General features: G+C 34.4%; 23 protein-coding genes. 18 read left to right on the top strand and 5 right to left on the bottom strand.

Features of this window, described 5'->3' with window-relative positions; translation table 11 throughout:
- The first annotated feature begins 10 nt into the window (after nt 1-10).
- The 5 genes from Q0783_RS00115 to rlmN all read left to right on the top strand — a co-directional run bounded on the left by Q0783_RS00115 (nt 11) and on the right by rlmN (nt 6047).
- Nucleotides 11-2029 (top strand): hypothetical protein, encoded by a 2019-nt coding sequence (locus Q0783_RS00115; protein WP_298892288.1) that lies wholly within the window; start codon nt 11-13, stop codon nt 2027-2029.
- Between the two features lies 1 nt (nt 2030).
- A complete protein-coding gene (locus tag Q0783_RS00110; protein WP_298755087.1) occupies nt 2031-2357 on the top strand; it encodes a nucleotide pyrophosphohydrolase in 327 nt (108 codons plus the stop codon).
- A gap of 29 nt (nt 2358-2386) precedes the next feature.
- The gene (locus tag Q0783_RS00105) at nt 2387-3613 is read left to right on the top strand and encodes a 3-phosphoshikimate 1-carboxyvinyltransferase (protein ID WP_298892286.1); all 1227 of its coding nucleotides are present in this window, start codon (nt 2387-2389) and stop codon (nt 3611-3613) included.
- A 137-nt stretch (nt 3614-3750) separates the two neighbouring features.
- The gene (gene queA, locus Q0783_RS00100; RefSeq protein ID WP_298755091.1) at nt 3751-4800 is read left to right on the top strand and encodes a tRNA preQ1(34) S-adenosylmethionine ribosyltransferase-isomerase QueA; all 1050 of its coding nucleotides are present in this window, start codon (nt 3751-3753) and stop codon (nt 4798-4800) included.
- Nucleotides 4801-5006: 206 nt separating this feature from the next.
- Nucleotides 5007-6047: a 23S rRNA (adenine(2503)-C(2))-methyltransferase RlmN gene (rlmN, locus tag Q0783_RS00095; protein ID WP_298755093.1), complete on the top strand. Its 1041-nt coding sequence runs from the start codon at nt 5007-5009 to the stop codon at nt 6045-6047.
- A gap of 49 nt (nt 6048-6096) precedes the next feature.
- Here the strand turns inward: rlmN and Q0783_RS00090 are convergent, their stop codons facing one another.
- Nucleotides 6097-7749 (bottom strand): choice-of-anchor J domain-containing protein, encoded by a 1653-nt coding sequence (locus Q0783_RS00090; RefSeq protein WP_298892284.1) that lies wholly within the window; start codon nt 7747-7749, stop codon nt 6097-6099.
- Nucleotides 7750-7906: 157 nt separating this feature from the next.
- Here Q0783_RS00090 and Q0783_RS00085 point away from each other — a divergent pair, with 157 nt between their 5' ends.
- From Q0783_RS00085 to dnaG, 5 genes are all read left to right on the top strand, one after another.
- Nucleotides 7907-8884: a polyprenyl synthetase family protein gene (locus Q0783_RS00085; protein ID WP_298892282.1), complete on the top strand. Its 978-nt coding sequence runs from the start codon at nt 7907-7909 to the stop codon at nt 8882-8884.
- Between the two features lie 106 nt (nt 8885-8990).
- The gene (locus tag Q0783_RS00080; RefSeq protein ID WP_298892280.1) at nt 8991-9557 is read left to right on the top strand and encodes an RNA polymerase sigma factor; all 567 of its coding nucleotides are present in this window, start codon (nt 8991-8993) and stop codon (nt 9555-9557) included.
- The gene (locus tag Q0783_RS00075; protein WP_298892278.1) at nt 9544-10377 is read left to right on the top strand and encodes a hypothetical protein; all 834 of its coding nucleotides are present in this window, start codon (nt 9544-9546) and stop codon (nt 10375-10377) included. Before Q0783_RS00080 ends, Q0783_RS00075 begins: the two co-directional genes overlap by 14 nt.
- Nucleotides 10378-10403: 26 nt before the next feature.
- Nucleotides 10404-11477, top strand: coding sequence for a hypothetical protein (locus Q0783_RS00070; protein ID WP_230937028.1), 1074 nt, complete (start codon nt 10404-10406; stop codon nt 11475-11477).
- Between the two features lie 88 nt (nt 11478-11565).
- Nucleotides 11566-13533: a DNA primase gene (gene dnaG, locus Q0783_RS00065; RefSeq protein ID WP_298892275.1), complete on the top strand. Its 1968-nt coding sequence runs from the start codon at nt 11566-11568 to the stop codon at nt 13531-13533.
- Here dnaG and Q0783_RS00060 read toward each other — a convergent pair.
- Together Q0783_RS00060 and nadE are read right to left on the bottom strand one after the other, a co-directional pair.
- Entirely contained in the window at nt 13530-14159 is a 630-nt protein-coding gene (locus Q0783_RS00060) for a response regulator transcription factor (RefSeq protein ID WP_230937026.1), read from the bottom strand. The genes dnaG and Q0783_RS00060 overlap by 4 nt on opposite strands.
- Nucleotides 14160-14296: 137 nt before the next feature.
- Nucleotides 14297-15085 (bottom strand): NAD(+) synthase, encoded by a 789-nt coding sequence (nadE, locus tag Q0783_RS00055; protein WP_298892274.1) that lies wholly within the window; start codon nt 15083-15085, stop codon nt 14297-14299.
- Between the two features lie 105 nt (nt 15086-15190).
- Between nadE and gldB the strand changes: the two genes are divergently transcribed.
- The 3 genes from gldB to Q0783_RS00040 all read left to right on the top strand — a co-directional run bounded on the left by gldB (nt 15191) and on the right by Q0783_RS00040 (nt 17246).
- The gene (gldB, locus tag Q0783_RS00050) at nt 15191-16150 is read left to right on the top strand and encodes a gliding motility lipoprotein GldB (protein ID WP_298892271.1); all 960 of its coding nucleotides are present in this window, start codon (nt 15191-15193) and stop codon (nt 16148-16150) included.
- Nucleotides 16150-16488 (top strand): gliding motility protein GldC, encoded by a 339-nt coding sequence (gene gldC / locus Q0783_RS00045; protein WP_298892269.1) that lies wholly within the window; start codon nt 16150-16152, stop codon nt 16486-16488. Before gldB ends, gldC begins: the two co-directional genes overlap by 1 nt.
- Before the next feature lie 143 nt (nt 16489-16631).
- Nucleotides 16632-17246, top strand: coding sequence for a DUF4230 domain-containing protein (locus Q0783_RS00040; RefSeq protein WP_298892267.1), 615 nt, complete (start codon nt 16632-16634; stop codon nt 17244-17246).
- Here the strand turns inward: Q0783_RS00040 and Q0783_RS00035 are convergent.
- Together Q0783_RS00035 and Q0783_RS00030 are read right to left on the bottom strand one after the other, a co-directional pair.
- Nucleotides 17241-17546 carry a rhodanese-like domain-containing protein gene (locus Q0783_RS00035; RefSeq protein ID WP_298892265.1) on the bottom strand — a complete coding sequence of 102 codons (306 nt, stop codon included), beginning with the start codon at nt 17544-17546 and terminating at the stop codon, nt 17241-17243. The genes Q0783_RS00040 and Q0783_RS00035 overlap by 6 nt on opposite strands.
- Before the next feature lie 10 nt (nt 17547-17556).
- Nucleotides 17557-19302: an aromatic amino acid hydroxylase gene (locus Q0783_RS00030; protein ID WP_298892263.1), complete on the bottom strand. Its 1746-nt coding sequence runs from the start codon at nt 19300-19302 to the stop codon at nt 17557-17559.
- Nucleotides 19303-19419: 117 nt separating this feature from the next.
- Between Q0783_RS00030 and Q0783_RS00025 the strand changes: the two genes are divergently transcribed.
- The 5 genes from Q0783_RS00025 (at nt 19420) to paaC (ending at nt 23267) form a co-directional block, all read left to right on the top strand.
- Entirely contained in the window at nt 19420-19989 is a 570-nt protein-coding gene (locus Q0783_RS00025; RefSeq protein WP_298892260.1) for a TetR/AcrR family transcriptional regulator, read from the top strand.
- A gap of 69 nt (nt 19990-20058) precedes the next feature.
- A complete protein-coding gene (paaE, locus tag Q0783_RS00020) occupies nt 20059-21132 on the top strand; it encodes a 1,2-phenylacetyl-CoA epoxidase subunit PaaE (RefSeq protein ID WP_298892257.1) in 1074 nt (357 codons plus the stop codon).
- Nucleotides 21133-21203: 71 nt separating this feature from the next.
- Complete coding sequence (paaA, locus tag Q0783_RS00015) at nt 21204-22160, top strand: 1,2-phenylacetyl-CoA epoxidase subunit PaaA (protein WP_230937017.1); 957 nt, start codon at nt 21204-21206, stop codon at nt 22158-22160.
- Nucleotides 22161-22171: 11 nt separating this feature from the next.
- Nucleotides 22172-22459: a 1,2-phenylacetyl-CoA epoxidase subunit PaaB gene (gene paaB / locus Q0783_RS00010; protein ID WP_230937016.1), complete on the top strand. Its 288-nt coding sequence runs from the start codon at nt 22172-22174 to the stop codon at nt 22457-22459.
- Between the two features lie 52 nt (nt 22460-22511).
- Nucleotides 22512-23267 (top strand): 1,2-phenylacetyl-CoA epoxidase subunit PaaC, encoded by a 756-nt coding sequence (paaC, locus tag Q0783_RS00005; protein ID WP_298892252.1) that lies wholly within the window; start codon nt 22512-22514, stop codon nt 23265-23267.
- Nucleotides 23268-23374: the final 107 nt, after the last annotated feature.

Below are 23374 nucleotides of genomic sequence, written 5' to 3'. Positions count from 1 at the left end.
ATACCTAACCATGAAACAACTATTAACACTAATTCTGCTTGTAGCATTTATGATGTCTAGTAAGGCACAAAATTATAAATTTGGAAAAGTATCTGCTGAAGAATTAGCTCAAAAACAACATCCTATTGATTCAGCTGCTAATGCAGCAATTCTTTACAAAAATGAAAATATTTATTTCGAATTTACAGATGAGAGAGGTTTTGTACAGAGGCGACAAGTACATGAACGTATAAAAATATATAACAAAGACGGCTTTAATTATGCTACAGAAAAGATTTTCTTGTACCAAGCTGGAGCAGGGAGTAAAGAAAAATTAACGGGATTAAAAGGTTATACGTATAATCTCGTTAATGGAAAGATTGAAAAAGACAAACTAAAAAAAGAGGGTATTTTTGAAGAAGATGCTACTGATTTTATAGAGATCAATACCATAACGATGCCTAATGTAAATGAAGGTTGCATTATTGAATTTACCTATGATGTAATTTCTCCATTTTTAACTATAGATGACATTGTATTTCAATATAATATTCCCATTGATAAATTGGATTTGAAAATAGCAAGTCCAGAATATTATGTGTATAATAAAAAAGTGAATCCTAGGGCATTTTATTATCCCAATATCAAAAGTACCGTTGAAAACAAGTCAGCTACCTATAAAAGAACAGTTCAAAACAATCAAGCGTCAAGAAGTGTTAAAAATTATTCAAGTGGTTCATTCGAATATAAAGTCAATGTGCTTTCGGCAAACGAATCAAATATCCCTTCGTTAAAAGGCGAGGCTTATGCTGGTAATATGGATAATTACAGGGCCAAAATGAGTTTGGAATTATCTGCTATTTTAAATACTTATGGTGCTGTAGAAAAATCATTTTCATCTAATTGGGAAAATGTGTCAAAATCCATATATGATGAATCCGATTTTGGAAATCAGCTTAATAGATCTGGCTTTTTTAAAGAAGATATACAATCACTTGTTGCCTCTGCTAATGATGATTTTCAAAAAGGTTTTGTATTGCAATCGTATGTAAAGTCTAAGGTAAAGTGGAATGGATTATATGGTTTTAGAGCACAAAAAGGTATACGTAAAGCTTATAAAGAAGGTGAAGGTAATGTAGCAGACATCAACCTTTTATTGATTGCAATGTTGCGCTCGCAAGGCGTGAATGCTAACCCAGTATTAGTAAGTACAAAGAATAACGGTATTCCTTTGTTTCCAACGCGTAAAGGTTTTAATTATGTGATTTGTATGGTGGAGAATCAAGATAGTTATGCCTTATTTGATGCAACCGAAATGTATAGTATGGTTAATGTATTGCCGCAACGTGCATTAAATTGGCAAGGTCGTGTAATAAAAGATGATGGAACTTCAGGTTGGGTGTCTTTAAGGCCAACAGGGAAGGCTACAGAATCTACGTCTTTAAATGTAAAGATCAATGAAGATTTTACTATTAACGGAAAAGTAAGACGCAACATTTCAGATCATTTGGCTTTATCTTATAGAAAGAGTAACACCGGAATTAGTGCTGATGAACACAGAAAACGTCTTGAAAAAAACAAAGGTGATATCGAGGTTTCTAATATCGACTATAAAAATGATACAGATATTACTCAACCCGTAAGATTGTCGTATGATTATACGTTAAGTGACGGAATAGATGATATTGGCGGAAACTTATATTTTTCACCAATGTTTTTTATGGCAACAAAAGAGAGTCCGTTTAAATTAGAAGAGCGACAATATCCAATCGATTTTAGTTTTCCATTTGAAGATAAGTATGTTATCAATATTATGATTCCAGATGGGTATCAAGTTGAATCCTTGCCAGAAAATGGAGCGTATGAGTTTAAAGATAATGATGCTAAGTTTACATATATCATCAAAGAAAGTGGTAAATTTCTTCAATTAAATATTTCTTTGGAGATGAATACGTCTTTTATAAATTCTGACGATTATAAAGTATTCAAAGATTTTTATGAAAAAATTGTTGAAAAGCAATCAGAACAAGTCGTACTTAAAAAAGTGTAACATGAATATTAAAAATGCTCAACTGGATGTTGATAATTGGATTAAAACGCATGGCGTAAGATATTTTAACGAGCTAACCAATATGGCTCAACTTACCGAAGAAGTGGGTGAGGTTGCCAGAATTATAGCAAGGCGTTATGGCGAGCAGAGTGAAAAAGAAAGTGATAAAGATAAGGACTTAGGAGAGGAATTAGCAGACGTAGTTTTTGTAGTTTTGTGCCTAGCAAATCAAACAGGAATAGATCTGCAAAGTGCTTTCGATAAAAAAATGGATAAAAAAGCCAAACGAGATCACGATAGACATCACAATAATGACAAACTAAAATAAACCATTCCTGCGCAAGCAGGAATTTTTTTATGACACTACAGCTTTACAAATCTCAAATCGGAAACATATCCGAAATTATAATTACGGGCTCTAAAAGCGAATCCAATAGATTACTGTTATTGCAGGCACTCTATCCAGAATTAAGCATAGAGAATATTTCGAATTCTGATGATTCCAAAGTCATGCAAAAGGCTTTGACGTCTATAGAGAATGTGGTTGATATTCATCATGCAGGAACAGCAATGCGCTTTCTTACGGCTTACTTTGCTCAACAAATGGGTAGAGAAGTAGTACTCACTGGTTCAAACCGAATGAAAGAACGACCTATAGAAATATTGGTCGACGCTTTAAACCAATTAGGCGCTCAAATTTCATACCTCGAAACACATGGTTGTCCGCCATTGAAGATTAAAGGTACGTATCTAGTAAAAGATAAAGTAACGTTAAAGGCTAATGTAAGCAGTCAGTATATTTCTGCATTATTGCTTATTGCTTCAAGTTTGGAAAACGGACTAGAATTGACCTTAGAAGGAAAAATTACGTCTATTCCTTATATCAATATGACATTAGATTTGCTCAATCAAGTAGGAATCAAAACAACATTTGAAGATCAAGTTATCAAGGTAGAGTCAAAGCGTTCAGATCTGTCATGTGATCTTTTGGTAGTGGAGTCAGATTGGTCTTCGGCATCCTATTTTTATAGCATTACTGCATTGAGTCCTTTAGGGACAGAGATTAAATTGTCATCCTATAAACAAGACTCATTACAAGGAGACTCTGTGTTAGCAGAAATTTATAAAACATTTGGTGTAGAAACTACATTTGGAGATCATACTATCACTTTAAAAAAAGTAGAAGTCACTCAAGAGAAAGCTGTAGAATTTCAACTAAATAATGCTCCAGACATAGCGCAAACAATCGCCGTAACCTGTCTAGGATTAGGTGTAAATTGTCATCTTTCAGGATTGCATACACTCAAAATAAAAGAAACCGATCGATTGGTAGCACTTCAGAATGAACTAGAAAAGTTAAATGCTAAAGTTGATATTTCCGAAGATACACTAGAGCTCTATGTACCTTCATTGATTAAAGACAATGTCACTATTGCAACCTATAACGATCATAGAATGGCCATGGCTTTTGCCCCTTTGGCCTTAAAAACTAATTTAAATATCGAAGATCACATGGTAGTTTCTAAATCGTATCCAACGTTTTGGGACGATTTAAAAACGCTCGGATTTAAATTTTCCAAATAAATACAGCGTTTTACTTGACAACCCCTATGTTGAGATTGTATATTTGCAACTTGTAAAAAAATAAGACTCTTGAAGCCAGCAAAAAGATAACGCTGAAACTATCGCGAGACTTATCAAAATAAATAAAACAATAGCACATGAAATTATCACACTTCAATTTTGACCTTCCAGAAGAATTATTAGCTGAGCGTCCTTCAGACATAAGAGACGAATCTAGATTAATGGTTTTGGATAGAAAAAATCAAACAATCGAACATAAACTATTTAAGGATATCATCGATTATTTTGACGAAGGAGATGTGATGATCTTAAATAATACCAAAGTATTTCCAGCGCGTTTATATGGAAACAAAGAAAAAACTGGCGCTAGAATTGAAGTCTTCTTATTAAGAGAATTAAATGAAGAACAACGTCTTTGGGATGTGTTGGTAGATCCAGCTCGTAAGATTAGAATTGGTAATAAACTTTACTTTGGTGATGACGAAACATTAGTTGCCGAAGTTATTGATAACACAACGTCAAGAGGTAGAACCTTACGTTTCTTATATGATGGGTCTTACAGTGAATTTAGAAGAAAGCTTACAGAGCTTGGAGAAACACCACTTCCTAAGTACATTAAAAGAGATGTAGAACCAGAAGATGAAGAGCGTTACCAAACTATTTTTGCTAAAAATGAAGGTGCCGTAGCTGCTCCAACAGCAGGTTTGCACTTTTCGAAACACTTGCTCAAGCGTTTGGAAATTAAAGGTATTGAGTTGCCAGAAGTAACGTTGCATGTTGGATTAGGAACCTTTAATCCTGTTGAGGTAGAAGATTTATCTAAGCATAAAATGGACAGTGAAGAAATTTATATCACCAAGCCGGCTACAGATATTATTAATAAAGGAATTGCCGAAAAAAGGCGTGTATGTGCCGTTGGTACAACAGCTATGCGAGCAATTGAAAGTTCGGTGTCATCTAGTGGTACACTTAATGAGTTTTCGGGATGGACCAACAAATTTATTTTTCCACCTTACGACTTTAGCATAGCTAACAGTATGATTACTAATTTTCATACACCTAAGTCAACATTATTGATGATGGTATCTGCTTTTGCAGGTCACGATTTTATGAAAAAAGCTTATGAAGAAGCTGTTAAAGAGAAGTACCGTTTTTACACCTATGGTGATGCGATGCTCATTATTTAATAGCACAATACGATACTATTTAAAGCCTTATGTTTTCATGAGGCTTTTTATTTGGGCATTCCCCAAAGGGTCGTGCTCTCAGCTATATCTTTTGCCAAAAAGAGGCAAAAGGATGCCGCTTCCATCACTAATGCGAGTTAAGGCACTATAAAATCATAAATCGAATATCGAATATCGTTATTCCTTTCATTACTTTTGCACCAGAAATGGAAATTAAAAAAAGAGACATACGCGCATTAACGAAGGAACAACTTCGAGATTTTTTCGTAAGAGAAGGCGATAAGGCATTCCGAGGAAACCAAGTTTATGAATGGTTATGGAGTAAAGGTGCTCATGCTTTTGAGGATATGACCAATATTTCTAAAGAAACACGTCAAAAACTTGAAACCCATTTTGTAATCAATCATATTAAGGTAGATCAAATGCAAAAAAGTGCCGATGGCACTATAAAAAATGCAGTGCGTTTACACGACGGTCTAATTGTAGAGTCGGTTTTAATACCAGCAAAAAATAGAACAACAGCTTGTGTGTCAAGCCAAGTAGGTTGTAGTTTAGATTGTAAATTTTGTGCTACTGCACGATTAAAACGTATGCGTAATCTAAATCCAGATGAGATCTATGATCAAGTTGTGGCAATCGATAAAGAAAGCCGATTGTATCACAATAGACCCTTGAGTAATATTGTATTTATGGGAATGGGAGAGCCACTCATGAATTATAAAAACGTACTCAAAGCTATTGATAAGATTACATCTCCAGAAGGTTTGGGAATGTCTCCAAAACGTATCGTGGTGTCGACGTCTGGCGTGCCAAAAATGATTAAGAAAATGGCCGATGATGAGGTGAAATTTAAATTGGCAGTGTCATTACATTCTGCTATTAATGAAACCCGAACATCAATAATGCCTTTTAATGCTACATTTCCGTTGGAGGATTTAAGAGAAGCATTAGAATATTGGTATGCCAAAACAAAAAATAGAATCACGTATGAATATGTGGTTTGGGATGGCATAAACGATTCTAAAAAAGATGTGGATGCCCTTATCAAATTTTGCAAATTTGCACCTAGCAAGGTCAATTTAATCGAATATAATCCTATAGATGATGGCGAGTTTCAGCAGGCTAATTCCAAAGCTATAGATATGTATGTGTCTATGCTGGAAGCTCATAACATTACAGTTACAGTTAGGCGTTCCCGCGGAAAGGACATTGATGCCGCATGTGGTCAACTCGCAAATAAAACATAAAAAAAGAGCTGCAATTTGCAGCTCTTTTTATTTGACGTTACATCTATATTTATTGTTTAACGATTTTAAATGTTTTACTACTACCATTAATGGTTACAGTAGCTAGATAAACACCATCTGTTAAACGAGACATGTCAACTACCTCTCGATTTTGAGATAATTCTCTCGACACAACCTTTTGACCTAAGATACTATATAGCTCCATACTATCAAGTGGTAAACTTGTAGATTCAAGAGTTAATTGATCTGTGTCTTTATTATAAGTATAACTAAAATTGTTTCTGTCAAATTCATCAACACTTAATGTTTCTACGATATTGTAGTTAAACAATAATAAGAATCCACTATTAGCTGGAGACGTTGTACGGAATGCCACATGGAATGTTCCATCTGCAGTGGCATCAAAATCTTGAACGATATTTGTAGCCATGTTTTCCAATTCTGCAAAAGCACCAGTTTGTACAATACCAGTATTAGTGTAAAGTGTAGCCAGAATATTTGCTGATGATGTAGGACCGTCTAAAATAAGAACCTCTAAACTTTCATTGGCATTGTTAGTTGCTGTATTTGCTCCGTTAAATGAGAAGTCAACTGTATAAGTCGCATCCATTGTCATCGGAAATGCTGGAGAAACTAGCCAATCATCTTTAGGGTCAAGTCCGTTTGATCCATTAGTAGCAAACGTTTCATCAGTTAAATCACCATCTAAGTCTAAAGCTTGTTGTATCCAAGCTGTACCATTAGCATCTATATCTTCAACACCATAGCAAGAATTAAATGAGCTTTCACTAACAAAGTTCTCATCAAGTGGTAATACAATTGTAGAACAATCAAATAAGGTTGTAAATGCTATTGGTCCAACCCAATCACTATCACCTTCGGCACCACCACAATTTGTTCTGATGAAGAAATTGTATGTTGTTTCAGGCATTAGGCCAGGAAATGTATACGACGTTGATGTTAATCCGGTCACAGACGTTCCTGTACCTTGTGTGAATCCATCAGCTCCCCATTCTATTTCCCAGTTTGGCGTACCAGCATTGGTATCCATCCAAGTAACTTCATACGTTGTAGCAGTAACAGTTCCAGCAGTAAAATCTGTTGGGACAACACACGAAGGTGTTACTGAAACTTCAACATTATCTACTAGTAATACAAATTGATCTGTTGAATTGTTTCTAAAAGCGATGTATACATTTTGTCCTGTATAGGCAGAAAGATCAACTTGTCTTGATTGGAACGCTGGATCTTCAGCCGCAATAGAAAACAATAATTCAGTGAAATCTGTTGCTGTATTTGTACCAGAAGTAGATAATCTAACTTCATAGCCATCAGGAAATCCAGCATCTTGTGCCTTGGCATCCCAATATAATGTAGCATCAGAGGTTAAATTAATTTGAGGTGTAATTAGCCAGTCGTCTGAAGTGCCAGCAGGCGTATACCAAGAGGTACTTGCTACGGCAAAATCTCCAGCAGGACCACCATAATTAGCACCTCCACCTGCACTACCATCTCTATCTACTTCAATCCAAGCAGATGTGAATTCGCTAACATTAACATTAGGTGTTTGACCGTCTACATCGGTTACAGTCCAACCTGCAATACCAGGACCTGAGCCATCAAAGTTATCTTCAAAAAGAATTTGAGAATAACTCAAATGAGTGCATAAACATAATAACAGTAATAAAGTAATTTTTTTCATAAAGTTCGGATTTTTAATTAATTAACTATTAAATATACAAAATAAAGGGCTAGTCTATTTCTGACATTTAAATTTTAACGAATTATTACCAGTATTTAATTTCGATACCTACTTTATTAGTAATTTTGTAAAACACAGATAAGAATAGCCACTCTAATTGAAGATTACCGAACAAATAAAACAACCCATTACATATGAAATGGAACTTTTTGAACAAAAGTTTCTACTTTCTATGTCGAGTAAAGTGGCCTTGTTAAATCGAATTACGCATTACATTGTTAACCGAAAAGGAAAACAAATGCGTCCCATGTTTGTATTTCTAGTAGCAAAAATGGTTGATAATGGCCAGGTAAGTGAGCGAACATACAGAGGAGCTTCGGTTATAGAACTTATTCATACAGCCACCTTGGTTCATGATGATGTGGTTGATGATAGTAATCGTAGACGTGGTTTTTTCTCTATTAATGCGTTATGGAAAAATAAAATAGCCGTACTCATTGGAGATTACCTGCTATCTAAAGGTCTATTGTTGTCTATTGATAATAATGATTTCGATTTGCTTAAAATTATTTCGGTTGCCGTTAGGGAAATGAGCGAAGGGGAATTACTTCAGATTGAAAAGGCAAGACAATTAGATATCACCGAAGAAGTCTACTATGATATTATCAGACAAAAAACAGCAACATTGATCGCTGCTTGCTGCAGTTTGGGAGCCGCCTCGGTAAAACCTAATTCAGATCATGTTGAGTCTATGAGAAAGTTTGGAGAACTTATCGGTATGGCATTTCAAATCAAGGATGATTTATTTGATTATGGAGAAGAAGCTATAGGAAAACCAACAGGGATTGACATCAAAGAGCAAAAAATGACACTACCACTTATTCATGTGCTCAATAATTGCTCTAAAAAAGAAAAGTCTTGGCTCATCAATTCAATTAAAAATCACAATAAAGATAAAAAGAGAGTTAAAGAAGTTATTGCTTTTGTGAAAACGAATAACGGACTCGAATATGCCGTTAATAAAATGAAAGAGTTCCAGGCCGAAGCCTTACAAATCTTAAAATTATATCCTAAATCTGAGTATAAAACTGCTCTTGAGTTAATGGTAAACTATGTTATTGATAGAAAAAAATAATTTTTAAAAATCTGAAAAACAATATATTATAATTTTTTTTAAGCATTGGGCAACCATTTGCATCATTATTGCGTCTTTATAAATAGAAGACCAAACGAAAGCTATTTTGAAAGTCATTCAATTACATCATAAAAACAATACAACGCTAATAAAAAAGGCGGCTAAAGGTAAGCGAGATGCACAGCATACATTGTTTGAAATTCATGCGCCTAAAATGTTAAGTATTTGTAGATACTATGTAAAAGATATGCAAAATGCAGAGTCTGTAATGTTGAATGGTTTTTTTAAAGCGTTTACAAATCTGAAGAATTTTAAAAATGAAGGAAGTTTTGAAGGTTGGTTAAGACGTATTATGGTAAGAGAATCTATTTCGTTTTTAAGACAACAAAAACACGTTGAATTCTCAGTTGAAGATGAACCATTCGCCCAAGAGCAATACAATAATGTAGAATCTCAAATTGAAGTGGCACAAATTCAACAAATCATAGATGAGCTTCCTGATGGTTACAAAATGGTATTTGTCATGTATGCTATTGAAGGCTACAAACATCATGAAATTGCTGAGATACTAAATATATCTCAAGGGACTTCAAAATCACAATTATTTAAAGCAAGACAAATGCTTCAGAAAAAAATTAAGGACATAAATACAACAAGTTATGGCACCAATTAAATTTGAAGAAAATATAAAGGATAAGTTAGAAAAGCGATCGATTCAGCCATCAACTGACGCTTGGAATAAGCTTTCAAATCAGCTTGATACTCATGATAAGAAAAACTCAAGAAGTTGGTTTTTATATATAGGTATTGCTGCTAGCATCGTAGGCGTACTTTTTGTAACGACTTTGTTTTTCAAGTCTTCAGAAGAACAATCAGTTTCACCAATACTTGTAGATACTGAGATTAAAGAAAGCCTTGAGAACAAAGAGATACATAAGCCTACTGAAACTATAGAAAGTAAAGACGCCATTGTTGAGATTTTAAACGAAGACGCTATTGAGAAAACTAATGAGACTAAAATGGATGTCTCTCCAGTGAAGCCAATTCAAGAAGACCATACTCAAATGGTTCAAGTTTCCGAACAAAAGGCAATATCAATTGTAAAACAAGACAAGATTATAAATGACCATAAACTCCAAAATGCTGTTGTTGCAATTGCGAATGAAAAGAACAGTATTGAAAAGAAAGCTATTGCTACAAATACATTAACTTCTGAGGATGCAAAAGTACTTCAAGTCGTTAATCAAATAAAAGCATTAGATACAGATGGTACAGCAGTAACGAGTCAAGAAATAGAAGATCTTTTAAAACAAGCAGAAAAAGACATTTTAAAGCAGCGAATCTATAACGAAACAACTCGAACGGTCGATGCAGATGCATTACTTCAAGACGTTGAAGCCGATCTCGAACAATCGTTTAGAACCAAAGTATTTGAAGCTTTAAGATCCAGTTACAATACGGTGAAAACTGCAGTCGCCGAGCGTAACAATTAAATAATCATCAATTAAAAACAAACATTATGAACACTATTACTAAGTACGTAGTGCTACTCTCTCTATGCCTAATTACAGCGAATTTGAGTGCACAAGAAACAGAAAAAGACACAACGTTGTTGAAAGAAGTTAATTTTAAGATTAGCGCGTTAGAACGACTAAAAACAAAAATTCAAGATGAAGAACGAGAATTCTTAAAAGCAGAGGTGGAGGTTATTAATGAACGTCTATCTAAAGGTGAGATTACAGAAACTAAAGCAGAGCAACTCAAAAAAGAAGCTGCAAAGAGACGTGCTCTTAATATTGAAAACCGACTTGCAATTATTGATAATAAAATTGAATTATTAAAGCGAAATGATGCCTATTATGATGATAGAGACGATGATGAGGTTCACTTTAATTTTAGTTTGAGTAAACTTGGTGGACTTAATGTTAGTTCAAGACGAAAGCCAAGAAAGTATGATAAGCGAACAACAAGTGACCTCGTATTTGCAGCTGGATTTAACAATGCCATTGGCGATGGACAAAAAATAGGTGATGAGTATACCTTTATGCAATCTGGATTTGTAGAATTAGGTATTGCATGGAAAACAAGACTATTTGAAGATAATAACGCAGTGCGTTTAAAATATGGTTTCTCATTTATGTGGAATAAATTAACACCTAAAGATGATAGGTATTTTGTTCAAAACGGAAATACAACAACCTTAGAAACGTTTCCTAGTGAGTTAAAAGAGTCTGAATTTAGAATTACAAACTTGGTGTTTCCTTTGCATTTTGAGTTTGGGCCTTCAAAGAAAATTGAACGTAAGGGTTATTTTAGATACAGTACAGCAAGACATTTCAAAATAGGTTTAGGTGGTTATGCTGGATTTAACATAGGAACGCAGCAAAAGCTACGATTTAAGGAAGATGGGGATCGCGTGAAGGAAAAAATTAGACGTAGTTATAATGCTTCTCCTTTTGTGTATGGATTAAGTGCCTATGTTGGCTATGGAACTCTAGGGATTTATGCAAAGTATGACCTAAGCCCATTATTTAAAGATCAAACATTTGATCAGCATAATCTATCTATAGGATTTAGATTTGATTTGGATTAGTCTAGCTATATAAGCAATTAAAAAGCTCCATTTACTTTAGTAATGGAGCTTTTTTGTTAAATTTACGGTTCTATTATTATTTCTAAAATTGATCTCAAAATCCACCATAGAACAAGTATTTGACACCGCCCGAGTAGAGGAGGTAATTGGTGATTTTGTTCAACTAAAAAAAGCAGGGAGTAATTTTAAAGGTCTCAGCCCTTTTAGTGATGAACGTTCTCCAAGTTTTATGGTATCTCCCGTAAAACAAATTTGGAAAGACTTCTCCAGTGGAAAAGGAGGGAATGCTGTCACGTTTTTGATGGAGCATGAACACTTTACTTATCCCGAAGCGATAAAATATCTAGCTAAGAAATACAATATTGAAATTGAAGAAACCGAGCAAACCGATGAACAGAAGCAGGAAGCTAATGAGCGCGAAAGTTTATATTTAGTTAATGAGTTCGCCAAAGATTATTTTGAACGCATCATGTTTAAAACAGATCAAGGCCAAGCTATTGGGTTAAGTTATTTTAAGGAGCGAGGTTTTACTAATGAAACGATAAAACAATTTAACTTAGGTTATTCGTTAGATGAATGGCAAGCCTTTACTGATGAAGCTCTAAAAAAAGGCTATCAATTGGAGTTTTTAGAAAAAACAGGATTAACCATCGTGAAACCTGAAAAGAAATTCGATCGTTTTAAAGGTCGAGTGATGTTCCCAATTCATAGTATGAGCGGACGTGTTTTAGGATTTGGCGGACGTATATTGACTTCAGATAAAAAAGCGGCTAAGTATTTAAACTCTCCCGAAAGTGAGGTCTACCATAAAAGTAAAATCCTCTATGGAATTTATCATGCTAAACAATCTATAGCAAAAGAAGACAACTGCTATTTAGTTGAAGGGTATACCGATGTCATACAGTTTTACCAAACTGGAATTAAAAATGTTGTTGCATCTTCTGGTACTGCCTTAACACCAGAACAGATTCGATTGGTTAATCGATTAACCAATAATATCACTGTTCTTTTTGATGGTGATGCTGCAGGAATAAGAGCGTCTATTAGAGGTATAGATTTGATTCTAGAACAAGGTATGAATGTCAAGGTTTGCGGTTTTCCAGAAGGTGAGGATCCCGATAGTTTTGCAAAACAAAATACGTTAGAAGAATTGACAGCATATCTTAACGACAATTCGAAAGATTTTATTCAGTTCAAAGCATCTTTGCTTATCAAAGAAGCTAATAATGATCCTATAAAAAAGGCAGAGACCATTAGAGATATTGTAAATAGTATTTCTAAGATTCCAGATCAAATAAAAAAGGAAATTTATATTCAAGAGTGCTCACGCATTATGGATATAAGTGAAGATGTACTGTTTAGTACTTTAGCTCAGATTACAAAAAAAGAGGTACAGGAAGCCAATAAAACGATTAAGACCCAACAAAAAGCATTTGATGTTGTTAAACCTCAGGCTAAAGCACCTAAAGTTGATCTTCAATATGAGTTAGAGCGTAAGATTATTGAAATTTTGTTACTCTATGGAACAGAAACTGAAGATTTTGAAGATTTAGTTCTAAAAGAATCTGAAGATGGTGAATTACAGTTAGAGCCTGTTATACATAACGCCAAGGTGTTTGAAAAAATATACCTCGATTTGCAAGAAGACGAGATGCAATTTTCCAACTCTAATTTTAAATTGTTGTATTATACTATTATAGATACCTTAAACCAAGAACCAGAATTCTCTACCAAGAATTTTGTTAATAAGCTTGATCAAGAATTGGCTAGTGCTGTAACTACAATTTTGATGAATGATGAACGCTATAGCTTACATGATTGGGAGCGCAATCATATCATTCCTAAAGAAAAAAAACACAGTATTGCTCAACATGTCACGCAAACTATTTTAACACTGCGTTGTTACTTAATAGATAAAAAAGTAGCAGAATACCAGAATGATACTTTGCGTGAAGACGCAAACAATCGCAATATCCTTGAAGATGTTAAAGATTATGTTGGTCTAAAAATGCTTCTTTCTAGAAAACTTGGTAAGGTAGTTGGCGGAAAGATTTAAGTGATATCTAACTGCTTTCCTTGATTTACAAGATCAATAAGGTTGGTCACATTTAACTTCTTAAATAGTCGCGCTTTATAAGTGCTTACCGTTTTTTCATTAATGTCGAGTTCTTGAGCTATTTCTTTGTTTTTCTTACCTGAAGATAATAGTTTCAAAACTTCAACTTCTCTAGTGGATAAGCGCTTGTAGATTCTACTTTTTGTTTGTCTAGTATCATTGTAATTAAGATGTTTAGACATCTTATTACTGAGGTGAATTTCCCCTTGATGAGCCAACTTTATTGCTTTTACAATGACATCTGTTGGTTCAGACTTTGACACATAACCAGATGCACCTGCCTTAATAGTACTTATGGCATAAATCTCTTCAGGATGATAGCTAAACATAATAATGTTAATGTGGCTGTGTTCTTTTTTAATGGCTCTAAGCGCAGTTATACCATTAAGTTCAGGAAGTTCAATTTCAGAAACAATAACGTCTACATCATGGCGACGCACAAATTCAAATATTTCCACTCCACTTCCAACGGTTCCAACTATTTGGATTTCGTCGTGATTTTCAAATAAAAGTTGAAAGCCAGTAGTTACGATAGGATGGTTGTCAACGACTAATACCTTGATCATAATACAATAAATTAATTGGTTAGTTAGTATAGAGTGCCAGAACTTATAAAAATAAATTCAAGAATGTGGAGATTTGCATTGCAAAATTACTAAAAAAAATCAATATAATCGCTTTTTTTTAACGAGAAACCTAACAATTATTTAAATTCTTTGGGAATTTCGCAAATTGGTATAGGGATCATTTTGTGCGTATTTGAACGATTATATCTCATAAATATTTGAAACACTTGCTTTTGGCGTCCATCAAAATCGTTTTCAGTCTTCCCTTCATCTTTCATTTTCATAGCCCATTCTAATTCTGGATAAGAGGCTCCAATTTGGTCTTCATCACTTCGCGAATCACCAAAAAGACCATCACTAGGTGCTGCTTTCATGATCGAATCTGGAACTTTGAGGTATTCTCCAATCTGATATACCTCAGATTTTAATAAATCTGCTATTGGACTTAAATCAACGCCACCATCACCATACTTCGTGTAAAACCCAACTCCAAAATCTTCAACTTTATTACCAGTTCCCGCAACCAGCAATCCTAAAAGTCCGGCATGATAATATAAGGTTGTCATTCGTAATCGTGCTCTCGTATTAGCAAGTGCCATATCTACGGTAGCCTGTTTACCATCAAGAGACACTTCAGTTTTAAACTCTTCGAATACTGGTGTTAAATCAACTCTGTTGTCCCTAACATTTGGGAAACGTTGTTTCAATTGTTCTATGTGTTCTTGTGCTCTGCTCACATGACTAGCAGCTTGATGGATAGGCATTTCAATACAGAGTAACTCTAATCCAGTTTTTGCACAAAGTGTTGAAGTAACAGCAGAATCAATTCCGCCAGAAATTCCTATAACAAATCCTTTTACTCTAGCATTTGTAGCGTAATCTTTAAGCCAGTTTACAATATGATCAACAACTTTTTCTGTCTGCATTTTAATGTGTTTTTTATGTAATAGTAGTACCTTTGTGTAACAAAAATAGCGTAATCACGTTAGTAATAAAAATTTAGCTGAATTAAGTTTTTGTAATCAAGATATATGAAAAGAATACCTGTATTATGTCTTATTCTCATCTCATTTTTTAGTTGTAAAAATGAAGATGCTTTAGAAAATGAGATTTCTAAAATAGAAACCAATATTGTTATTGAGCGTTTTGATCGAGCCTTTGCTAATACAAAATCAGATCAATTAGGAACCCTGAAAAAAGCCTTTCCGTTTTTATTTTCAAAACGAACACCAGATTCAATTTGGATTAATAGAATGAACGATACCATTCAAAAAGAGTTGCACCAAGCAACGCATGTTACATTTGGTGATTTTAAAGAGGAAAGTAATGATATTGAAGCGCTGTTTCAACATTTAAAATATTATGATAAGGCCTTTTCAGAACCAAAGGTTGTTACCTTAACCAATTTTGTAAAGTATCGTGAAAAATTGATAGTCACAGATACAATCGTTTTAATTGCAATTGACAACTACTTGGGAAGTAACCATGAGTTTTATTCGGGTATACCAAAATATTTAGCAGAGAATATGAGGCCATCTCAAATTGTTGTTGATTTGGCCAAAGCCTACAGTGAAAAGCAAATCTTTCAATCTCAAAAAAGGACCTTGTTAGACGAAATGGTGTTCTTTGGAAAGCAATTGTACTTCAAAGATAAAATGATTCCGTTCAAAACCGATGCCGAAAAAATTGGCTACAGACCTGATCAATTAGAATTTGCTAAACTTAATGAAAATGTAATCTGGACCGAGTTTGTTGAAAAAGAAATGCTGTATAATACCGATAGTAGTTTATCTGCACGATTTATTGCTGATGCGCCTTTTTCTAAATTTTATTTAGAACTGGATAGTCAAACACCTGGTAGACTCGGACAGTACATTGGATGGCAAATTGTTCGAGCTTACATGAAAAATAATGATGTGTCCTTACAACAAATGTTGCAAACAGATGCAGCTGAGATATTTAATAAATCTAATTATAAACCACCAAAATAATGGCAAATAACCATACTTCAAAAATAGAACTTAGTGTTGAACTTGACGAAAATAGAGTGCCTGAAAAGCTGCATTGGACAGCCGAAGATGGAGGCATTTCTAACGAAGAAGCAAAAGCAATGATGCTTGCGGTTTGGGATGCTAAAGCTAAGGAAACCTTGCGTATTGATCTTTGGACTAAAGATATGCCAGTAGATGAAATGAAACAGTTTTTTCATCAAACTTTAGTGGAAATGAGTAATACATTTCACAGAGCCACACAAGACGAAAAGATGACAGCGACAATGAGAGATTTTTGTGATTATTTTGCTGAAAAACTAGAATTGAAGAAAACATAATTATTTAATTCTTACTTAAAGGTTAGATAACGCAACAGTATTACCAATTAACTAGATTTGTAATGCTATTAATCAATTTGGATTAACATTAGTTTAGGCTTCACTGTCGAAGAAAACTAATGTTTTTTTGTGTAAATTAGCATATGCGAAAAATATTATTCGGAGTTATTATTACACTCATCGTACTCTTCACATTCAAATACTGTGGTGATAAGCGGGAAGACAAAATTGTACTTCAAGAACATACAGCACTCATAAAAGAACAAGTTAAAAATGTTGGCAAGCTAGTTGTTACTGAAGGTCATTTTAGTGAAGTATTTACGTATAAGAATTCTAAAGCCGTTTTTGCCGATTTGTTAGAAGCCAAAAAACAAGCTATAGTGATTGTTAATGCCGATGTGACTATTGGTTACGATTTGAGCTTGATAGAATACGAAATTGATGAGTTGACCAAAACTTTACGTATCATCAAGATTCCAAAAGAAGAGATCAAAATAAATCCCGATTTCGAATATTACGATATTCAAGCAGATTTCTTGAATCAGTTTGAAGCAAAAGATTATAATGATATTAAGGAGACAGTTAAAAGGTCGTTGATGAAAAAAATTGAAGCTTCAGATTTAAAATCAAATGCGCAAAATAGATTAATTAGTGAATTGGCCAAGTTCTATATTCTTACCAATTCTTTAGGGTGGACATTGCAATACAATGAAAACCCTATAGATTCTTCAGAAAAATTATACGATATCAAGTTATAATTTGTATTGAACACTAACCCAACCGCCACCATTAATTGCATCAATGTTGTTAAGGTTTAAAAACTTTGCCGCTTTGGCAGAACGTACACCGCTTTCACAGCAAGCAATTACTGGTTTGTTAAGCTGTTTAACTTCATCAACTCTAGCATTTAATTCGTTTAAAGGGATGTGAACCGAGTTTTCTATATGTCCTTTGTCCCATTCTCGTTGCGTTCTCACATCTAATATAACAGCTCCATGTTCTAAATAACGTTTAACCTGTCGTTTTTTTGCACCAAATATAAATCCTAAAAATCCCATAATATAAAGTCTAATTTGTAATTAATTCTAATCCGTTTGCAATCAAATGCGCTACTTCTGGCCGTTTGGTTTTTAAATCTTCTAAGTGATTTAAAATCGTTTGACTTAAATTTTTGTCGTGTTTAGTTGTTAATTCATACAACTCTAATGATAAAAGCCAATCGTTTTTGTGGTTGTCTAAAATTGTACTAAAGACATTATTAATAGCTTTAGTGTCGTAAGTTGACTGTCTTATATCACTTACGCTTTTATAAAGTGATTCTAGCTCTAGTTTGGTTTTACTTTTTGGCTTTTGTACTGTTCTTGTTTCTGAAATATGATAAAGATTATCAAACGATCTATAATCTGCTGCTCCAGCAAATGCAGAAATAATTGATGATCCTACAGCTAATTTAAATGTGCCTTGGTCGGGAGAAAATAAAAGTTTGTCTTTGTATTTAACAGTACAGTCTTCAAATTCGATAAGAATTAATTTACCAAAGACATTTCTTATTCCGGTGACGTTTAAACCTTCAATGGTGATACCGCTTTCATATTCTATGGAAATTCGTTTTCCGTCGTAAAAATTATACGCCTTTAAATCTCTAGGTCTCATATCTTCAATAGCCAGGCTAATCCCCTTAAGTTTTCCAATAGGTGAGCTAAATCCATTTGGATTAGCTTCAGTACCATGTCCTATGAGTTCTTTTTCTCTATTAGCTAAAGCAGTTGGTCCTTCAGTTTTAAAGAAGACGACATTGTTGTCTTCATCTGTAATCATTTCAGTAAAAACACCAGAAATTTGTAAACCAGTATTTAATTCGATACTACCTATTTTTTTTGAATCTATGAGTTTTTGCAACCCTCTAAAACCACCTTTTCTTAGTGCCATGGTACCCGAGAACTCTTCAAGAACTTCCATGAGATATGCAAAATCAGGCGTTACGAAAAGTTGTGGCTGAGGTTTAGTGATATCAAATTCAATATCTGCTGCATCTATACTATACTGTCGCTTTTCAACTTCGTCTGTCATGCACCACTTGCTTTCTCCAATAGATGATAGAAGACCCGCTCCATAAATTTTTGGTTGCTCAACAGTTCCAATAAGTCCATACTCTACAGTCCACCAATGTAAATTTCTAATCTTTGCGATTTCAGAAAGTGGAACTTTTTTATTTTGAAGTTCATTAACCAAAGCTTCAGCTTTTTTGATGTCTTCTGGAGTTGAAGAAGTGGCCTCTTTTAAAATTGAAAGTGATCGCACAGCTTCATACATATCGTTATCATGTGCAGAAAGAATAGCCTTGGCGCCAATTTCTCCAAAACGTCTTAAATATTCGGCATAATCTGGATTTGCAATAATGGGTGCATGACCAGCAGCTTCATGAATAATATCAGGAGCCGGTGTGTATTCAATGTTTTCTAATTGTCTGATATCGGAAGCAATCACCAAAACCTTATAGGCTTGAAATTCCATAAATGCATTTGGAGGTATAAAACCATCTACAGCTACGGCAGCCCAACCTATATTTTTCAAAATACGATTCATGCCATACATGCTGGGAATGGTGTCAATAGAAATCCCAGTCATATCCAATCCTTTTAAATAAGAATTATGAGCAACACGACTCAAATAGGATACATTTTTTCTCATCACATATCTCCAAACTGCTTGATTGATTGGAGAATAATCATCGTAGTTTTGAGGCTTGATAAATTGTTTTAAATGTGGAGGTAATCTATCAATTAAAGGGTTAGTTTCTATTTGTTTGTCCATAATGTATTTAGATGCTTTTTTTTGTAAAGCCTTACAAAGTTATGAATTAAAAAAATGCCTTTTCTGTTACATACGAGTTTATCTTTTAGTTTAAATTGAATATGTATCTTAGTGCCAATGAAAGCCGAAACACGCAAAGAAGAAATCATAAATACCGCTGCAAAACTTTTTAAAGAAAAAGGATATAGCGCTGTTACTATGAGGGATTTGGCAACTGCAATGGGTATCAAGGCAGCTAGTCTTTATAATCACATTACATCCAAACAAGAGATATTAAAGGCAATTATTATTACCATAGCCGAAGAGTTTACCAGAGGAATGGATATTATTATAAATGCTGAGATTTCTAATATCTCAAAACTTAAACAAATCGTAGCACTTCACGTGAATATTACTGCTAATAATACCAATGGTATGGCTTCTCTAAATAATGATTGGATGCATCTCGAAGATCAATTAGAGTACTACTTGCAACTGAGAAATGATTATGAGAACAATTTTCTTGAGATTATTAAACAAGGGATATTAGCTAATGAAATGAAGCAGAGCAATCCAGAAATTATTATGTTTTCTATGTTGACTACATTACGATCATTATATCTGTGGATCCCTAAAAAAGAGGACCTTAACGCAAACGATTTAGCTCAAAATTTAAATGAAGTTCTCATCGAAGGAATTAACAACTAATTAAGAATAATATTTTGTATCTTTGTTCTCCAAACTAACAAGTGTTAGTTTTATGTTTAAGGTATACATATGGCAGAATTTCATAACCTAAAGATTGCAGATATTTATAAGGAAACAGAAGATACTTCAGTAGTAGCTTTTGAAATTCCATCAGAATTACATGACGAATTCAAATTTAATCAAGGTCAGCATTTAACACTCAAGGCAGACATCAATGGAGAGGATGTACGTCGTTCATACTCTTTGTGTTCTAGTCCATTTGAGAAACAATGGCGAGTTGCCGTGAAGCAAATTCCAGGAGGTAAATTCTCAACTTACATCAATGAAGAACTAAAAATTGGAGATGAAATTGAGGTCATGGCGCCAAGTGGAACATTTGGAGTAGACGTCATGCCTGAAAGCTCAAAGAATTATTTGTTTTTTGCTGCTGGTAGTGGAATTACACCTGTTCTTTCAATGATAAAAACCCATCTTGCAACTGAACCCAATTCAACTTGCAAGTTGTTTTATGTGAATAAAACCGCAAAATCCATTATCTTTAAAGAAGAACTGGAGCAACTCAGAAACACCTATTTTGGACGACTGGAAATCTATTATTTCTTAACTAAAGAACGTCGAGATATTGAATTGTTTAATGGACGTTTTGATGATGAGAAAATGGAGGTTCTCACTAAAACCTTTATTGATATTCCAGATACGAGTGAAGTGTTCTTATGTGGTCCAGAGCAAATGGTAAATTATGTAAGCGACTATCTAGTAAAGAAAGGTTTACCAAAAGAACTTGTTCATTTTGAATTATTTGTCACAGGACTTTCTGAAGAAGATATCAAGAGAGCTGAACGTCTGGCTCAACAAAATGTAGAAGGTATAGAAATTACAATAGTTGATGGAGGAAAAGAATTTGCATTCACCATGACTAAAGAATATGATAATATTTTAGATGCAGCTTTAGGCGCTGGTGCCGATTTACCTTTTGCTTGTAAAGGAGGTGTATGCAGTACTTGTAAATGTCAGGTTGTTGATGGTGAAGTAGAAATGAAAATAAACTACGCATTAGAAGACAAGGAAGTGGCGCAAAATTATGTATTGAGTTGCCAAGCTGTGCCAACAACTGAAAAAGTAGTCGTAGATTTTGATGTATAATTCTCAATAATTAAACATCAAACCAACCATATATTGAAAAGGAAAAATAGAGTCACTAAAAACAAAAAGTTATGAGTGAAGAGCAAATTAAAAGCTTAGAAAAACAATTTGATGAGCGTATCGCTAGAGACGAAAAGATCGAACCAAAAGATTGGATGCCCGAGAAGTATCGTCAAACGCACATCAGACAGATGTCCCAACATGCACATTCAGAAATTGTAGGAATGCTTCCAGAGGGAAACTGGATTACTAGAGCGCCTTCATTAAGACGTAAAGTAGCACTACTTGCAAAAGTGCAAGATGAAGCAGGTCATGGATTGTACTTGTATTCGGCTACAGAAACCTTAGGTATCTCTAGAGATGAGTTGTATGAACAGTTGCATACTGGTAAAGCCAAATACTCTAGTATTTTCAATTATCCAACATTAACATGGGCAGATATGGGAGCGATTGGATGGTTGGTAGATGGTGCGGCTATAATTAATCAAGTACCATTGTGTAATACATCTTACGGTCCTTATGCCAGAGCGATGATTCGTGTGTGTAAAGAAGAAAGCTTTCATCAACGCCAAGGCTATGAGATTATGATCAAATTAGCAAATGGAACACCTGAACAAAAAGAAATGGCTCAAGACGCATTGAACCGTTGGTGGTGGCCAAGCTTAATGATGTTAGGTCCTACAGATGACAAATCAGTGCATACCGCTCAATCTATGAAATGGAAATTAAAGCGTAAAACAAATGATGAGTTACGCCAACAGTTTATTGATCAAACTGTGCCTCAGGCCGATTTGATAGGATTAACAATTCCAGATCCAGATTTAAAATGGAATGAAGAACGTCAAAGCTATGACTTTGGAGAAATCGATTGGGATGAATTTTGGCAAGTTGTCAAAGGTCATGGGCCAATGAACAAAGAACGAATGAAAGCAAGAGTAGGTGCTTGGGAACGAGGAGAATGGGTGCGCGATGCTGCCATGGCTCATGCAGAAAAGAAAAGACAAAGAAAAGAAAAACAAGCAGTTTAAAATATAAAGTTATGTCAACAAAAAACTGGCCACTTTGGGAAATCTTCGTAAGAAGTAAAAACGGATTAGAACATAGACATTTTGGAAGCCTTCATGCTGCAGATGCAGAAATGGCTCTAGAAAATGCACGTGATGTCTATACTAGACGAAATGAAGGCGTAAGTATATGGGTTGTAGAATCAAAGCATATCACAGCATCTAACCCTGAGAATAATGGTGAATTATTCGAACCAGCTCAAGATAAGGTCTATCGCCATCCAACATTTTACGATTTACCAGACGAAGTAAAACATATGTGACGCTTGCGTCATTCCGAACGTGTTTCGGAATCTCATCAAACAAATTTTTAAGATGAAAAACGAAAATTTATATAACTACATTCTTGGTATTGCAGATAATAGCCTTATCCTTGGCCAACGCATGGGAGAACTCTGTGGTCACGGACCAAGTTTAGAAACAGATATTGCCTGCACGAATATTTCGTTGGATTTATTCGGACAAGTACGTAGTTATTTCCAATATGCTGCTAAAATAGCTGGAGATGGAAGAACTGAAGACGATATTGCAATGCTTCGTAAAGAACGTGAGTACAAAAATGTACTATTGGTTGAGCAACCTAATACCAATTTTGCCTATACCATTGGACGACAATTCTTATTCGATGTCTATCATTTAGCCTTTTTAGCTGAGCTACAAAAAAGTTCAGACTTAACACTTTCGGCAATCGCAAACAAGTGTATAAAAGAAGTAAGCTATCATGAACGCTTTTCTTCAGACTGGGTAAAACGTTTAGGAGATGGTACTGAAGAAAGTAACCAAAAAATGCAAGATGCTATAAATGATTTATGGACTTATACCGATGAATTATTTCATCTTACCGAAGCCGATAAAGCTATGGTCGCTGAAGGTATAGGCGTTGATGTAACAAAATTAAAAGAGAATTATTACAAAAACGTAAGTAATCTATTAACAGAAGCAAGACTTCAAACGCCTGAATCTAAATGGTTTCAAAAAGGAGGAAAGCAAGGTGTTCATACAGAACATTTAGGATACTTATTAAGTGATTTGCAATATATGCAACGTACCTATCCAAATATGGAATGGTAACATATTGCTGCGTTAGCAGAAATAGTTCAAAACATATTGCTGCGTTAGCAGAAATAGTTCAAAACATATTGCTGCGTTAGCAGAAATAGTTCAAAACATATTGCTGC

The sequence above is a fragment of the uncultured Psychroserpens sp. genome (genome assembly GCF_947500255.1).
In the GTDB taxonomy this organism is placed as follows: domain Bacteria; phylum Bacteroidota; class Bacteroidia; order Flavobacteriales; family Flavobacteriaceae; genus Psychroserpens.
Note: the sequence above shows the minus strand (reverse complement) of the source record. Positions and strands in the feature narration are given on the sequence as shown.